This is a genomic window from Tumebacillus sp. BK434 (genome assembly GCF_004340785.1).
Taxonomy (GTDB): Bacteria; Bacillota; Bacilli; order Tumebacillales; family Tumebacillaceae; genus Tumebacillus_A.
Map to the genome: position 1 here is coordinate 149,431 of NZ_SLXS01000002.1, position 14,137 is coordinate 163,567.

At 59.9% G+C, this 14,137-nt stretch carries 17 protein-coding genes and 1 riboswitch; of the genes, 16 read left to right on the forward strand and 1 reads right to left on the reverse strand.

The features are described 5' to 3' along the window. The first annotated feature begins 78 nt into the window (after positions 1-78). From EV586_RS05160 to EV586_RS05215, 12 genes are all read left to right on the forward strand, one after another. Positions 79-993 carry a DUF1385 domain-containing protein gene (locus EV586_RS05160; RefSeq protein ID WP_132944014.1) on the forward strand — a complete coding sequence of 305 codons (915 nt, stop codon included), beginning with the start codon at positions 79-81 and terminating at the stop codon, positions 991-993. Next, a complete protein-coding gene (gene prfA / locus EV586_RS05165; protein ID WP_132944015.1) occupies positions 968-2,044 on the forward strand; it encodes a peptide chain release factor 1 in 1,077 nt (358 codons plus the stop codon). Before EV586_RS05160 ends, prfA begins: the two co-directional genes overlap by 26 nt. Further along, positions 2,044-2,934 carry a peptide chain release factor N(5)-glutamine methyltransferase gene (prmC, locus tag EV586_RS05170; protein ID WP_132944016.1) on the forward strand — a complete coding sequence of 297 codons (891 nt, stop codon included), beginning with the start codon at positions 2,044-2,046 and terminating at the stop codon, positions 2,932-2,934. Before prfA ends, prmC begins: the two co-directional genes overlap by 1 nt. A 5-nt stretch (positions 2,935-2,939) precedes the next feature. Further along, positions 2,940-3,119, forward strand: a complete 180-nt coding sequence (locus tag EV586_RS05175) for a hypothetical protein (protein ID WP_132944017.1) — start codon at positions 2,940-2,942, stop codon at positions 3,117-3,119. 268 nt (positions 3,120-3,387) lie between these two features. Beyond that, positions 3,388-3,975, forward strand: coding sequence for a stage II sporulation protein R (gene spoIIR, locus EV586_RS05180; protein ID WP_132944580.1), 588 nt, complete (start codon positions 3,388-3,390; stop codon positions 3,973-3,975). Between the two features lie 172 nt (positions 3,976-4,147). Next, positions 4,148-4,645, forward strand: coding sequence for a GNAT family N-acetyltransferase (locus tag EV586_RS05185; protein WP_132944018.1), 498 nt, complete (start codon positions 4,148-4,150; stop codon positions 4,643-4,645). A gap of 99 nt (positions 4,646-4,744) precedes the next feature. Then, the gene (locus EV586_RS05190; protein ID WP_132944019.1) at positions 4,745-5,767 is read left to right on the forward strand and encodes an L-threonylcarbamoyladenylate synthase; all 1,023 of its coding nucleotides are present in this window, start codon (positions 4,745-4,747) and stop codon (positions 5,765-5,767) included. A 92-nt stretch (positions 5,768-5,859) separates the two neighbouring features. Continuing rightward, a riboswitch (cyclic di-AMP (ydaO/yuaA leader) is annotated at positions 5,860-6,011 on the forward strand. An 8-nt stretch (positions 6,012-6,019) separates the two neighbouring features. Continuing rightward, positions 6,020-6,424 (forward strand): hypothetical protein, encoded by a 405-nt coding sequence (locus tag EV586_RS05195; RefSeq protein WP_132944020.1) that lies wholly within the window; start codon positions 6,020-6,022, stop codon positions 6,422-6,424. Positions 6,425-6,577: 153 nt separating this feature from the next. Beyond that, a complete protein-coding gene (locus EV586_RS05200) occupies positions 6,578-6,967 on the forward strand; it encodes a hypothetical protein (RefSeq protein ID WP_132944021.1) in 390 nt (129 codons plus the stop codon). A 149-nt stretch (positions 6,968-7,116) separates the two neighbouring features. Continuing rightward, positions 7,117-7,683 carry a manganese efflux pump MntP gene (locus EV586_RS05205; protein WP_132944022.1) on the forward strand — a complete coding sequence of 189 codons (567 nt, stop codon included), beginning with the start codon at positions 7,117-7,119 and terminating at the stop codon, positions 7,681-7,683. Between the two features lie 13 nt (positions 7,684-7,696). After that, positions 7,697-8,437 carry a ZIP family metal transporter gene (locus EV586_RS05210; protein WP_132944023.1) on the forward strand — a complete coding sequence of 247 codons (741 nt, stop codon included), beginning with the start codon at positions 7,697-7,699 and terminating at the stop codon, positions 8,435-8,437. 54 nt (positions 8,438-8,491) lie between these two features. Beyond that, on the forward strand, positions 8,492-9,178 hold the full coding sequence (locus tag EV586_RS05215) for a low molecular weight protein arginine phosphatase (RefSeq protein WP_165898307.1): 687 nt from the start codon (positions 8,492-8,494) through the stop codon (positions 9,176-9,178). A gap of 45 nt (positions 9,179-9,223) precedes the next feature. Here the strand turns inward: EV586_RS05215 and EV586_RS05220 are convergent, their stop codons facing one another. Further along, positions 9,224-10,996 carry an ABC transporter ATP-binding protein gene (locus EV586_RS05220; protein ID WP_132944025.1) on the reverse strand — a complete coding sequence of 591 codons (1,773 nt, stop codon included), beginning with the start codon at positions 10,994-10,996 and terminating at the stop codon, positions 9,224-9,226. A gap of 106 nt (positions 10,997-11,102) precedes the next feature. On the opposite strand from EV586_RS05220, the gene EV586_RS05225 reads away from it, so the two are divergent. Genes EV586_RS05225 through EV586_RS05240 form a run of 4 tightly spaced genes read left to right on the forward strand, consistent with a single transcriptional unit; the run spans position 11,103 to position 14,112 of the window. After that, positions 11,103-12,341, forward strand: a complete 1,239-nt coding sequence (locus EV586_RS05225; protein WP_132944026.1) for an AAA family ATPase — start codon at positions 11,103-11,105, stop codon at positions 12,339-12,341. After that, on the forward strand, positions 12,335-13,048 hold the full coding sequence (locus EV586_RS05230) for a hypothetical protein (RefSeq protein WP_132944027.1): 714 nt from the start codon (positions 12,335-12,337) through the stop codon (positions 13,046-13,048). The genes EV586_RS05225 and EV586_RS05230 overlap by 7 nt, the downstream gene beginning before the upstream one ends. A gap of 33 nt (positions 13,049-13,081) precedes the next feature. Then, positions 13,082-13,552 carry a ribose 5-phosphate isomerase B gene (gene rpiB / locus EV586_RS05235; protein ID WP_132944028.1) on the forward strand — a complete coding sequence of 157 codons (471 nt, stop codon included), beginning with the start codon at positions 13,082-13,084 and terminating at the stop codon, positions 13,550-13,552. Then, the gene (locus tag EV586_RS05240) at positions 13,546-14,112 is read left to right on the forward strand and encodes a TIGR01440 family protein (protein WP_132944029.1); all 567 of its coding nucleotides are present in this window, start codon (positions 13,546-13,548) and stop codon (positions 14,110-14,112) included. The genes rpiB and EV586_RS05240 overlap by 7 nt, the downstream gene beginning before the upstream one ends. Positions 14,113-14,137 lie beyond the last annotated feature (25 nt).

A 14,137-nucleotide genomic window follows, 5' to 3' on the forward strand; every position in this document is an offset into this window, starting at 1 on the left:
TCCCATTTTGACGGAACTAAAGTTCTCTATTATACTTAGAATGTTATACGATACCCGAATTGCAGGGAGGCGGTCGGAATGGAACCGCAATTGTACATCGGGGGTCAGGCGCTGCTCGAAGGCGTGCTGATGCGCGGCGGGGACAAAGTGGCGATCGCCGTGCGCAAGTCCGACCATACGATCCATGTGGAAGAGGAAACGCGCTCGCCTCTTACCAAGCGCTCCCGATTGCTGGCGCTGCCGGTCGTGCGCGGCACGGCGGTGCTGTACGATTCCCTGCTGACAGGATACAAAGCGTTAAATCGATCGGCCGCTCTGTCCGGAGCGGAAGACGAGGATGAAGAGCTGTCGCAGTGGGAGGTCACCTTGTCGCTTCTGGTGTCCGTCCTGCTCGCTGTTGCACTGTTTTTGCTGTTGCCGCTGTACGGGGCGAAATGGCTGACCGGCGAAGGCGCCGGCGCTCTGTTTGCCGCGGTGGAAGGCGGACTGCGCCTTGGCGTGTTTTTCCTCTATGTCTGGCTGATCTCGCGGATGAGCGACATCCGGCGCGTGTTCATGTACCACGGTGCGGAACACAAGACGATCAACTGCTATGAGGCGGGCGAGGAATTGACGGTGGAGAATGTCCGCCGGCACACGCTGATCCACAAGCGCTGCGGCACGAGCTTTCTGCTGTTTGTGATGCTGATCTCGATCGTGCTGTTTTCGTTTCTGTCCGGCACCTGGCTCAGCCTGTGGGAGATGGCGCTGTTCCGCCTCCTGCTGCTGCCGGTCGTGGCCGGGCTGGCATACGAACTGATCCGTTATTCGGGCGGCACGACGAATAGATTTGTGACCTGGCTGGTATCGCCAGGCTTGCTCTTGCAAAAAGTAACGACCCGCGAACCGCATGACGAGATGATCGAAGTGGCGATCCTCTCGGTCAAATGCGTGATTCCGGCGTCAGATTCCAGTAGAGGTGAAAACGATGATCGACCGCTTACAAGCGCTTGAAGACCGATATAACAAACTGAGTGACCTGCTCTGCGACCCGGAGATCGCCAGCGACCCGAAGAAGCTGCGCGACTACGGCAAAGAGCAGTCCGACCTGGAAGAGACGGTCAACGTCTTCCGTGAATACAAAGAGGTCGTGCAGGGCCTGGCCGACGCGAAGAGCATGCTCGGCGAGAAGCTCGACGACGAAATGCGCGACCTCGTCAAGATGGAGATCGACGAGCTGTCCGAGCGTGAAGAAGATCTGCAGGCGCGCATGACGATCCTGCTGCTGCCGAAAGACCCGCTCGATGAGAAAAACGTTATCGTCGAGATCCGCGGCGCGGCAGGCGGCGACGAAGCGGCCCTGTTTGCCGGCGATCTGTTCAAGATGTACACCGCCTATGCGGAGCGTCAAGGCTGGAAGACCGAGACGGTGGAGGCGAGCTACACCGAACTGGGCGGCTTCCGCGAAGTCGTGTTCCAGATCATCGGCAAGGGCGCCTATTCCAAGCTGAAGTTCGAATCGGGCGCGCACCGCGTGCAGCGCGTGCCGACCACCGACTCCGGCGGCCGCATCCACACCTCGACGGCGACCGTTGCCGTCCTGCCGGAAGCGGAAGACGTGGAAGTGGAAATTCACGACAAAGACCTGCGCGTCGACACCTTCTGCTCGTCCGGCCCAGGCGGCCAGTCGGTCAACACCACCCAGTCGGCCGTCCGCATCACCCACGTGCCGACCGGCGTGTCCGTCTCCTGCCAGGATGAAAAGTCGCAGATCAAAAACAAAGAGCGCGCGATGAAAGTCCTGCGTGCCCGCCTGTTCGAGATCGAGCTGAAGAAACAGCAGGAAGCGGCCGCTTCTGCCCGCAAATCGGCAGTCGGTACCGGCGACCGCTCCGAGCGGATCCGCACCTACAACTTCCCGCAATCGCGCGTCACCGACCACCGCATCGGCCTGACGCTGCACAAGCTGGACTACATCCTCGCCGGCGACCTCGACGAGATCATCAACACTTTGATCCAAGTCGAGCGCACCGACGCGCTGAAAGCGCAAAACGAGGAAGAATAATGTCTCACGGGACGATGGAAACGATTCGGGAAGCCCTGTTGCGGGCTTCCCGTTTCTTTGAAGAAAAAGGGGTGCGCGCGCCGCAGTTCAACGCGGAGCTGCTGCTGCAGCATGTGCTCCGCATCGACCGCACCAGGATGCTGGTGCGGTTTCAGGAGCCGTTTCCGCAGGCGGAGCGGGAAGCGTTCGACCGTCTGCTGGCCCGGCGCGGCGCCGGGGTGCCGCTGCAGCATCTGACCGGCGAGCAGGAGTTTTACGGACGTCCCTTTTACGTGTCGGGGGATGTGCTGATCCCGCGCCCGGAGACGGAACTGCTGATCGAGCGCGTGCTGCAGGAGCAAGGCGCGTTTGACGCGCCTGTCATTGTCGATATCGGGACGGGGAGTGGGGCGATCGCCTTGACCTTGGCGCTGGAATGGCCGGCAGCGCAAGTGTTCGCTGTGGATATCTCCCCGGCAGCGCTGCAGATGGCACGGCGCAATGCCGAGCGGCTGGGCGTGGCCGACCGGGTGGAATTTTTGCAAGGGGATCTGGTGCAGCCGCTGGCTGCACGCGGGCTGCGGCCGCAGATCGTCGTCTCCAACCCGCCATACATCCCGACGGCCGACTGTGAACAGCTCGACGTGGAAGTGCGCGATCATGAACCGCGCCTTGCGCTCGACGGCGGCGCGGACGGGCTGTATCCGTACCGCGTGATCTGCGGGGCGCTGCCAAAGCTATGGCCGGACGACGGGCCGGCTTTTGTGGCGTATGAAGTGGGGATTCATCAAGACCGCGACGTGGAAGCGATGATTCGCGCGGCGCTGCCCGCCGGGGAATCAGGTGAGACGGGCATCGTGCCGGACTGGCAAGGCATCGGGCGCGTGATCTGGGGCAGACGGGGAGAGTGACGCAGATGGCTGCAGATAAGAAATGGATGCTGTTGTTTATTTTCTTGGGCTTCTTGTTCGCCTTGTTTATCACCTTCGGGCGCGACTATGTAGAGCACGCGCCGCTGATCGGCTGGGGCGGCGCGGTCGTTTGCTACGGCATCGCCTATGGCATCACCCGCACGGCGAGCAGGCGGAAACGCTAGTCTAGCATTTTTTTGCTAGAATTTTTCTGCTGCTAGGTTTAAACTCGCAATCTCGCGTCCATACTCGTAGCATAAGAGATGACCAGTTACGAGGGGGATGCAAGCGATGAGACAAGAGTTGGCGATGGTGCGGGAAGCGGTCGAGAAAGTGAACAAACGGGCGGCGATCGCGCTGCTGCTCGCGGCGGCGATGATCGGGATTGGCGTTGGCCCGACCGAAGCGCAAGACCTCGGACCGGTCGCGGCAAACGTGGTGATCGACGACGAGATGATGCAAGAGCAGGTGCAGACCGGGCAGTCGATCCCGGGCGACGCGATCCGCCTGCGCATCATCGCCAACAGCGACTCGGCGGAAGACCAGCAGCTGAAGCGCGACATTCGCGACGAGATCATCGCAGCGATCGCGGTGGAAGTGGAAGGGCTGAAGACGGCCGAAGCTGCGCGGGAACAGATCCGTGCGGCCGTGCCGGAGATGAACGAGATCGCCAAGCGCGTGATCGAAGAGCAAGGTTACTCCTACCCGGTGGCGACCGACTTTGGCCTCGTGCCGTTCCCGACCAAGATGTACGGCACCGAAGTCTACCCGGCCGGCGAGTACGAAGCGCTGCGCATCCAAGTTGGGGAGGCGAAAGGCCAAAACTGGTGGTGCGTGCTGTTCCCGCCGCTGTGCTTTGTGGACATGAGCAATGGCGACGCAGTCAAGGCGAAAGACATGGAGACGGCTGCGATCACGACCGTCGCGGTGAAAGACGCGGCCGGCGGCGAGCAGGAAGTGGAAGTCCGCTCCGCCTTGTTCGACAAGATCGCCTCCTGGTGGGACGGCCTCACTGACAGCATCGGCGGTTTCTTCGCCTAATTTTCGGCAAGCGAATCACACAGCATCCCCTCTGTGCATAGTGTGTGAAACAAGCCCGCATCCTGAGAGCATGTGACTCCGGGGTGTGGGTTTTTTTGTGCATACTCTAGCATATTCGAACATCTTCGCTCATAGAGATAGAGTAACCAATTGCGGAGAGGACGTGCGAAGGATGAACATCGTGATACGCAAAGCGGAGCAGAGCGATCGGGAGACGATCCAAGGGCTGCTGCTCGGAGCGGGAGTCAGCGCGCAGGGCGTGGAAGAGCAGGTGGACGGCTTTTTGCTGGTCGAGGCGGTGGACGGGGGGCAGAGGTCGGCCGTCGGCACGGTGGGACTGGAGATCATCGACGGCCAATACGGGGTGATGCGCTCGCTGGTGATCAAAAAAGGGGCGAACACCGCCGACCTCGGCGCGGAGCTGATCCGGCTGTTTGTGGCTTATGTGGAGACGACCGAGATTCGGCAGCTGTACTTACTCACACAATCCACAGCGGCCCCCCTGTTTATCCACATCGGGTTTTCCACAATCCACAGGGAGCAGCTGCCGGAAGCGGTAGCCCAGAGCCCACACTTCCTGGCGTATAAAAATCAGGCGGCGGTCTGCTTGGTGAAAACGTATACATCCACAAGTTATCCACACCCGCATGTGGATAGTGTGAATAAATAGGAACCTATGTTCTTCTTTTTTTCGACAAAATGATTCATATTTTTCCCTGTTCTTTTGCTATACTAAGGACACAATCCATACGAACAGGGACGGTAGCAGATGGAGACAAAACGATTTGGAACAACCGAGCAGGAGATTGCGGAAGCGGCCGCCTTGCTGCAAGACGGCGAAGTGGTCGGCTTTCCGACGGAGACGGTCTACGGGCTGGGCGCCAATGCGTTCGATGCCGCGGCTGTGGATAAGATTTTTAAAGCGAAAGGGCGGCCTTCCGACAACCCGCTGATTGTCCACATTGCGCACCGGCAGGATGTGGACAAATTGGCGCAGGCGGTGCCGGAAGGGGCGGCCCTGTGCATGGAGCATTTTTGGCCGGGGCCGCTGACGATCGTGCTGCCCTGTGTGGACGGCGTGCCGCGCAACGTGACGGCAGGGCTGCGCACGGTGGGCATTCGGATGCCCGACCATGTGACGGCGCTGCAGCTGATCGACGCGGCCGGTGTGCCGCTGGCCGCGCCGAGCGCGAACCGCTCCGGCCGCCCGAGCCCGACGACGGCGGAGCATGTGCTGGAAGACCTCAGCGGGCGCATCGCCGGCGTGGTCGACGGCGGGGCGGCAGGTGTGGGCGTCGAGTCGACCGTGCTCGATTTTACCGGGGACCGGCCGATGATCCTGCGTCCGGGCGGCGTGACTCGCGAGATGCTGCAGGACGTGATCGGCGAGGTCGGCATCGACCCGGCCTTGGCGAGCGGGGTCGGCACGCCGAAGTCGCCCGGAGTGAAATACACGCATTATGCGCCTCAAGGCGAGATGTGGCTGGTCGAAGGCGAGCAGGATGCTGCCAAGATCGCCGCGCTGACGGCAGACGCGCAGGCGGCAGGGCGCCGCGTCGGCGTGCTGACGACAGCCGAGCGCGCCGGGCAGTACCGGGCCGACGTGGTGATTCCCTGCGGCAAGCGCAGCGATCTATCCACCGTGGCGGCCGGACTGTATGAGGCGATCCGGCAGTTCGACCACGCCGGGGCCGATGTGATCTACGCGGAAGTGTTTCCGGAGACGGGCGTGGGGCTGGCGGTGATGAACCGTTTGCGCAAAGCGGCGAGCCATCGAGTTATCCGTGCCTAATGTCTGAAAATGGCGGAGAGGAGCCTGAAAGATGGGCTCGTCTCCGCTTCATCTTTTCTCAGTGGATCATGTATAATGAGAAGAGACAATTGCATGATCCATGGCTGAGTTCCGGCTTGATCCGGAAGCGGAGGACCCAATCAACATGGGGTGAATTCTGCCTGCAGGGGCAGAAAGGGTGAACATGATCTCTCTTGCCACCCGAACCCGACAGCTAACTTCGTAAGCCGATGCGAGAAGAGGGTGAAACGTGTGAACCGTTGTCTGATCGTCACCATGGACGAGTCGGCCGTGCCGTTCGTTCAAACGCTGCACACCTTGGGGCTGGACTGCGCTTTTTTGGATTTTTGCGCACAAACGTCCCAATTTTTGCGCGAGCAGAAAGTGGAGGCACCCGTGATCAAGGTCGGCCCGCACAAGCAGGATGTCGTAGACAGACTGCGGGCATGTTCGTTTGACACGGCGGTCGTCTTCGAAGGGCCGTGGCTGGAAAGCGCGCTGATCGTTCAGGCGCTGAAGCTGGCCGGAATTGGCAAAGTCGTCGTCGTCGCGCAAAATCAAAGCTTCATGCGCTCCTACCGCGCCTTGGGCGCCGACCGGGTGGTTGGCGTGCGCCGCTGGAACCGCGATTCGCTGCGCGTGCTGAGCGCTGTATAACCGGAAAGACCGGAGCTTGATCGATCAGGCTCAGGTCTTTTTTTTATGGATTTTTCTTGGCAAAGGGCACTTGTCCACACCTCTTCGCTCCGGTCTACATACGATGGAGTACAAACATCAGCAAGGATGATTCTTTCGGAGGTGGAAGCAGGAATGCAAAAGCAGTTTGAAAAACTGATTGGCAAAGCGGTCACTCTTTATACGAAAGACGGCCCGAAGGTGGGCATCGTCGAGAAGGTAAGCGCGAAAGGTGTCACTTTGAGAGAGTTGCCGAAAAAGGACCGCAAGGGCCTCGATGTCGAGCATGTCTTCTTCGGTGGAGGTTTTTATCCGTATGGCGGCATTGGCGGTTTTGGCGGAGCGGGCCTCGGGGTTGGCCTCGGTGTCGGAGCGGGCGTCGGCTTAGGCGCCGGGTTGGGATTTGGCCGTCCGTTCGGATTTGGCCGTCCGTTCGGGTTCGGTGGTCCGGTGGGGTTCGGCGGTCCGGTGGGGTTCGGACGTCCGTTCGGGTTTGGCCGTCCGTTCGGCGGCATGTTCTGGTAATCGCAGAGAGTGTGCAGAAAGCTCCGGCTTGGAAAAGCCGGGGCTTTTTGCCTTGTCCGATTTGGCTGCTCCGCATGTGGTTCAGAACGGGGGACAGGTTGCATACACATGAGAGGGACGGACAACCGGGGGGAGGGACAGTCGTTTTGATGACCAGTATACAGTGGGGAGAGTTCATGACGCTATTGCTGATGGCGCTGGCCCTTGGCATGGATGCGTTCTCCCTGGGGCTTGGCATGGGCATGCTGCGGCTGAACTCCCGGGAGATTTCGAAGATCTCGCTGACGATCGGATTATTCCATGTGCTGATGCCTTTGATCGGGATGGCGGCCGGCCTGTACCTGGCGCAAGCGGTGGGCGAGATGACCAAATGGATCGGCGCCCTGCTGTTGATTGGGCTAGGTGTACATATGGTGTGGAATTCGCTAAAAGGGGATGACGAGGATGCCGGACTGCGCGGCGGGTCGCGGACGACCGGCCTCGGTCTGATCCTGTTTGCGCTGTCGGTCAGCATCGACTCGCTGTCGGTCGGCTTCTCGCTGGGGACGCTCGGGGCCAATGTGGGGGTCGCCGTGGCCTTGTTTGGCATCTGCGGCGCGATGATGGCGGCGACGGGACTGTCGATCGGCAGCCGTGCCTCGCATCTGTTCGGGGAGTACGGCGAAGCGATCGGCGGGGCGGTGCTGGTGGCGTTTGGCGTGAAATTCCTGCTGTGAGGAGGGTGGCTTTGTGGCGCAAATCTTGCTGGTGAGTTTACTGTCGGGCTTGGCAACGACGCTGGGCGGTCTGTTGGTGCTGCGCATCGGCAAGCTGACGCGGCACGGGCTGGCCTTTTTTCTGGCGCTGGCGGCGGGCATCATGCTGGCGGTGGTCTGCGCCGACCTGATTCCGGCGTCCTATGCGGGCGGGGGCGCGAACGCGGTCTTGTACGGGGTGACCGCAGGCTGGTTGTTCATGATGGTGATGCGCCGCTGCGTGACGGCGGTGCTGCGCAGGTCGCCTTTGGCGAAAGGGGCGTCGTTTCACTATCTGCGGCTCGGCTGGTTCATCGCGGTGGTGACCGCCTTGCACGACATTCCGGAAGGCTTGGCGATCGGCGCGGGTGACATGCTGCATCCGGAGCTCGGCATGCTGCTCGCGCTGGCGATCGGGCTGCACAACCTGCCGGAGGGGATGTCGATCGCCGTACCGCTGCGCATGGCGGGGATCCCGGGGAAGAAGATTCTGGGGATCATCACGCTGGCCGCTTTCTTCACGCCGCTGGGGACGCTGGTCGGGATCTTGCTGTTTGAGGTGTCACCGCAGCTGATCTCGATGTCGATGGGCTTTGCGGCGGGCGCGATGGGCTATGTGGTGGCACGGGACTTGTGGCCGGAAGCGTGGCATTCGTCGAAGCTGATCACGGCGGGCGGCACGATCCTTGGGGCGGCTCTGCTCCTGATCGCCGGGCACCTGCATTTGCACGGGTGAGGGACTGGCGGCTATACTGAGAGGGAGCAAGCGAACGGAATGAGGAGGATTCGGATGAAACTGTTGTTTGTATGCACCGGGAACACCTGCCGCAGCGCGATGGCAGAACCGCTCATGCGCCGCCGCCTGGATACGGCCGGTCTCGGCGACCGGGTGGAAGTGCGTTCGGCAGGCGTCGCCGCGATGCCGGGCGCACCGGCGTCGCAAGGGGCGGCGCATGTGCTGAACGCGAAGGGGATGGACGGCGCCGGCCACATGGCGTCCCTGCTCGATCGTGAGCTGGTCAACTGGGCCGACCTGATCCTGACCATGGGCGAATCGCACAAGCGGGCGATCGTAGAGAAGCATTTCGATGCGCTGGACAAGACGTTCACCTTGAAAGAGTTCGTCGATGACGACCCGGCGAACCTGGCGATCCTCGATGCGATGGCGCAGGTGCAGGAAGCGGCGCAACTGAAGCAAGGCCAGTTTTTGCAAGACCACGCCGACGAAGTGGAAGCGCTGCAAGCCCGCTACCAAGCGGGAGATGCCAGCGCAGCCGGCGACCTCGAACAGCTGCAGGCGCGCCTCGAAGCGTCCGTCAAAGCGGAGAGCCAGCAGATGGTCGACCTGATGGGCAAACTGCCCAGCTACGACATCGCCGACCCGTACGGCGGCCCGCAGAGCGTCTATGATGCGACGGCAGCCGAGATCGACGTGCTGCTGGAGAAGCTGGTGCAGAGGTTGCAAGAGGAGCTGTAAGGGGCAGAATCGAGAAAAGCCACAGCGGGATGCTGTGGCTTTTGTCTATGCTTGCGCTTCTTCCAGCTGGAACTGCTGCGTGGCCAGTTCCCGATACAGCTCGTGTGTCGCCAGCAGCTCTTCGTGCGTGCCGACGCCTGTCACGCGGCCTTTTTCGAGCACGACGATCTGGTCGGCGTCGACGACGGTGGAGAGGCGGTGGGCGATGACGAGGGTGGTGCGACCGTGCATCAGGTTGGCCAGCGCGTCCTGGACGACTTTTTCCGAAGTGGAGTCGAGGGCGGAAGTCGCTTCGTCGAGCATCAGGATGTTGGGGTTGCGCAGCAGCGCGCGGGCGATGGCGATCCGCTGGCGCTGACCGCCGGAGAGCTTGATGCCGCGCTCGCCGACTTCGGTGTCGTAGCCTTGGGGCAGCTCTTGGATGAAACTGTCCGCATAGGCCATGCCAGCCGCCTGCTGCAGCTCTTCCTCCGTCACCGCGCGTTCCACCCCGTAGGCGATGTTGTCGCGGATCGTCCCCGCCATCAGCGGGCTCTCCTGCGAGACATAGCCGAGCTGTTCGCGCCATGACTTCAGGCTGAACGCGTCGATCGGCGTGTCCCCCAGCCGGATCGTCCCGCCGTTCGGAAGGTAGAAGCGCTCCAAGAGCGAAAACAGGGTCGTCTTCCCGGAACCGCTGGGACCTACGATCGCCGTCACCTTGCCGGGCAGGAACGTAATGTCCACCCCGTGCAACACTTCGTCGCCAGTTTGATAGGTGAAGGTCAAGTCCTCCACGCAGATCGGCAGGTGGGTGCTGTCCACCGTTTGCTGCTTGGTGTGGTCTTCTTCTTCATGCTCGAGAATGCCGGTCAAACGCTCCGTCGCCCCCATCGCTTTTTGGATCGAGGTGAAAAACTGAGCCAGCTGCCCGAACGGCATGATGATCTGGAACAGGTAGAGGATAAACGCCACCAGCTCGCCCACACTCAGCGCCCCGGTCGCCACGCGCACCCCGCCGAAGCCGATGATCACGACGAGGATCGCCATCATCAGGAAGGTCATCAGCGGCGCGAGAACCGCTTGGACTTTCGCTTCTTTCAGGCCGAATTGGAACAGCTGCCGGATGCCCGCTTCGCCGCTTTTGTTTTCGCGGGCTTCGGCGTTGAACGATTTGACGAGGCGGATCTCCTGCAGCACTTGGGTGAGCAGGGCGGTGAAGGAGGCCATCTCGTCCTGCAGGCCTTTGGAGATCAGGTACATCTTGCGCCCCATCGGCCGGATGACGAGGAAGGTGATCGGCACGGCCGACAGCATGACGAGGGTCATCTGCCAGTCGAGGTACAGGAGGATGACGACCGACCCGACGATGGAGATGATGCTGGTGAAAAAGGAGATCATGTGCGTGACGATGATGTCTTTGATGATCCCCGTGTCGCTGGTCATCCGCGAGATCGTCTCCCCGGAACGGTGCTTGTCAAAATAGGGGATCGGCAGCGCCAGCAGCTTCTGCCACAGCCGCCGCCGCAGGTTGGCGACCACCGTCTGCCCGACATAGGAGAGCATATAATGGGAGAACGCCGCCGAGACGCCCTGCAGCAAGAAGGCGAAGATCAGGAGCAGGATCACCGACGTGTTCAAAGCCGACACGCTGACGACATCGACGAGGTTCTTCGTGAACCACGGCACGATCAGCGACGCTCCGGTGTTGATCAGGCTCAGCAGCAGAATGGCTGCCAGCAGGAGCTTCGGCGGATTGGTATTGGTAATCAGGCGCAGGAAGGCGCGCCACTGGTCTTTTCGTATCGCTTTGGGTTGTGCTTGTTGCTCGTCGTTCATAAGGCACCCGCTCTCCGTAATTTGTTTGGAGTCGTACATTCTTCCAAAAGAAAGGCTATACTAGAATTATAGACAATCTTCTGGCAGAAAAGAGGATAAAAACGGGATGATTAAAACTTTTTCTGTGAAAAATTTCCGGAATGTGATGATCGATGAGATTCCGCTGGCGAAAATCAACCTGATCGTCGGGCCGAATAACTCGGGGAAGAGCAATCTTTTGAAGGCGATGGGGTTTGCTTCTGAACTGTTGCTGGCAGAGAAGTCGAAGGATGAGAGTGCTTTTTATCAGGTGATGGGGGATCATGGATGGGATGAAATGTTACGAAGAGGGGTGCATGAGCGTGATCGGTCAATCGATTTAACTTGGGAGATTGCGAATGAAGGCTATAAGATGCTTTATAAAATCTCGTTTCATGTCAGCGGTGCAGATCATATTCCCGTTGGGTGTTACATTCTCGAGGAAACTGCTTCTATGTATGACGATGATACATTCGCTTACTTAGTAGAGAACGGCATCTTGTCAAGCAGTGCAAAGTACCAGAACAAGAAAAATGGCAAGGGAGCAGGCGGAGACTTTGCTGCTCATGATCGTGACTCCATTTTTCAACAAGAACATGATTTGTTGAAGCAGGAGAAATTCAGGGTGGAACTATACCCTTTATACCAAGAGGTGTCTGGTAGTCTTAAAGACTATTTTTTCGTTCAAAAGGGGTACTCCTGCGCTAGTTTTAGTCATCAGCGTGTCACAGAACCAATTGGCATCACGCTCCACCAAAACCACCTCGAGGAAGACGCTTCAAACCTCGTCAATGTACTCGGCTACCTCGACGACAAATACAACTTCCTCGACGACTACACCGAGCGTTTGCAGGAACTCATTCCGAATCTCAAACGCTTGAAACTGATCCACATCACCGAGAGCAAACGTCAGCTCCAACTCGTCATCGACAGCAAGACCTACAAACTCTCGGAGATGTCGCGAGGCACGATCCAAGCGATGATTCTGACCCTGCTCCTGTGGACGCCGGAGCGCATGAGCATCCTGTCGCTGGACGAGCCGGAAGTCAACCTGCACCCCGCCTGGCTGAAGCTGATCGCCGAGTGGACAACGCGCTCCACCTCAGCGCAGCAATACTTCATCTCCACGCACTCGCCCGATTTCTTAGACCGCTTCACCGAGCTCTATCGCCAAGGGGAAGTCGCGCTGCTCGTCTGCAACCTCGACGGGGAGCAGACGGTCACCCGCATCATGCCGGACAAGCTCGACAGCTTCTTCGAAGAAGGCTGGGAACTGGGCGACCTCTACCGCGTGGGCGAACCGCAGTTAGGCGGGTGGCCGTGGTGACGACCGTAGGCTATTATTGCACAGGAGGGTATACGGAGACGGGCGGGATGGATCAGTTTTTGCACAAAGTGAATGATCAGGTTACGTGGAAGCGATGTTTTCCCGCTGTCACGAAACCAAGTCCTAAACTGAAGCGTCCAGATCCGACCCCGGTGGTATCGCATAATGGCATAACCGGCGAGCAACTGGTCACACAGATGATCGACCGTCTGCAAAAATACGGCTGCGACTACGACTGCATCCTCTTCATCGACGACGCCGACTGCCGTTTTGACGGAGACCTTGAGGCTTACCAAAAATGGGTCGAGGAACTCCAAGCACAGATCAACCGCACACTCCGCCGGGAAGTCCCGCTCTATGTGCTGCTCGCCTCGCCGGAGATCGAAGGCTGGTTCCTGGCCGATTGGGGCAATGGATTTGGGAAAGAGTATAAACAGATCAAGCACGCTCTGCACGCCGAGATCAAAAAGATGTTCGGCGACGACGCCTCTTTTTCCAACCTTGAACACTATGGCGGGCCGCTTGCCAACGGGGCTTGCACGTCGAAGATCAGCTCGCAGATTCAAGACATCGTCACCCTTTGCGGAGATCGCTATAGCAAAAAATCGAACGGTTCTGCTATGCTAAAACAGATTGTTCCAAACGTTGTCGCGCAAACGTGCACCGCGTACTTTGCGCCCACGTACCGTATGTTAGCGGCATTATAACGTTATCATTCCAAACGCAACGGAGGTCTGATCATGAAAGTGGCAATCGCAGCCGACCATGGCGGTTTCACGCTGAAGGAGTCGGTCAAGAAGAAGCTGGAGAGCATGGGGCTGTCTTACCATGATTTTGGTACATACTCGGAAGCGTCGGTCGATTATCCGGACTACGGCATTCAGGTCGCCGAAGCGGTGGCGCGGGGGGAATATGACCGCGGCATCCTGATCTGCGGCACCGGGCTTGGCATGTCGATCGTCGCCAACAAGGTGCCGGGCATTCGCTGCGCCTTGCTGCACGACACGTTTTCGGCAAAAGCAACCCGGGAGCACAACGACACCAACGTGATGGCGATGGGCGCGCGCGTGATCGGCCCGGGCCTCGCGGATGACATCGTGGAGCTGTGGCTCTGCACCGAGTTCAGCGGCGGACGCCATGCCGCCCGCGTCGGCAAGATCGGCGACATCGAAAAGCGCTACGGGCGCGAAGAAGGTGTCACCGGATGCTGACCCCGGAGCTGGCGGCCGTCAAAGCGCAGACGCTGCAAGCGATCGGCGACCTGCAAGCCCAGGCGCAGCTGACCGGGGAGCACATCCTCGTCATCGGCGCTTCGTCGAGCGAAGTGGTCGGGAAGAGGATCGGCTCGGGCGGCTCGCTTAACGCCGCCGCAATGATCGTGGAAGCGGTGCTGGAAGCCCGGGCAACATACGGCTTCCACGTCGCGTTTCAATGCTGTGAGCATCTCAACCGAGCTTTGGTCGTCGAACGCGACACGCTCCGGCAATTCGGCCTCGAAGAAGTGGTCGTCGTGCCGGTGCCGACGGCGGGCGGCGCCGTCGCTTCGACCGCCTACCGCAAGCTGAACCGCCCGGCGATGGTCGAACGCATCCAAGCCCACGCCGGCCTCGACATCGGCGATACGCTGATCGGCATGCACCTGCGTCCCGTCGCCGTGCCGGTGCGCGGCACGCTGCGCGAGATCGGGGAAGCGCACGTGACGATGGCGCGCACGCGCCCGAAGTTGATCGGCGGCGCGCGGGCGGTGTATTTTTTTGATCAGGAATCTTAAAAACACGAACTTTTTTTCGCTTTTA

Coding starts and splice junctions, on each gene's coding strand:
- EV586_RS05220 (WP_132944025.1), bottom strand. CDS start 10,996: ATGAACGACGAGCAACAAGCACAACCCAAAGCGATACGAAAAGACCAG.
- EV586_RS05160 (WP_132944014.1), top strand. CDS start 79: ATGGAACCGCAATTGTACATCGGGGGTCAGGCGCTGCTCGAAGGCGTG.
- EV586_RS05215 (WP_165898307.1), top strand. CDS start 8,492: ATGAAACTGTTGTTTGTATGCACCGGGAACACCTGCCGCAGCGCGATG.
- EV586_RS05200 (WP_132944021.1), top strand. CDS start 6,578: ATGCAAAAGCAGTTTGAAAAACTGATTGGCAAAGCGGTCACTCTTTAT.
- spoIIR (WP_132944580.1), top strand. CDS start 3,388: ATGATGCAAGAGCAGGTGCAGACCGGGCAGTCGATCCCGGGCGACGCG.
- EV586_RS05185 (WP_132944018.1), top strand. CDS start 4,148: ATGAACATCGTGATACGCAAAGCGGAGCAGAGCGATCGGGAGACGATC.
- prmC (WP_132944016.1), top strand. CDS start 2,044: ATGTCTCACGGGACGATGGAAACGATTCGGGAAGCCCTGTTGCGGGCT.
- EV586_RS05240 (WP_132944029.1), top strand. CDS start 13,546: ATGCTGACCCCGGAGCTGGCGGCCGTCAAAGCGCAGACGCTGCAAGCG.
- EV586_RS05175 (WP_132944017.1), top strand. CDS start 2,940: ATGGCTGCAGATAAGAAATGGATGCTGTTGTTTATTTTCTTGGGCTTC.
- rpiB (WP_132944028.1), top strand. CDS start 13,082: ATGAAAGTGGCAATCGCAGCCGACCATGGCGGTTTCACGCTGAAGGAG.
- EV586_RS05225 (WP_132944026.1), top strand. CDS start 11,103: ATGATTAAAACTTTTTCTGTGAAAAATTTCCGGAATGTGATGATCGAT.
- EV586_RS05205 (WP_132944022.1), top strand. CDS start 7,117: ATGACCAGTATACAGTGGGGAGAGTTCATGACGCTATTGCTGATGGCG.
- prfA (WP_132944015.1), top strand. CDS start 968: ATGATCGACCGCTTACAAGCGCTTGAAGACCGATATAACAAACTGAGT.
- EV586_RS05190 (WP_132944019.1), top strand. CDS start 4,745: ATGGAGACAAAACGATTTGGAACAACCGAGCAGGAGATTGCGGAAGCG.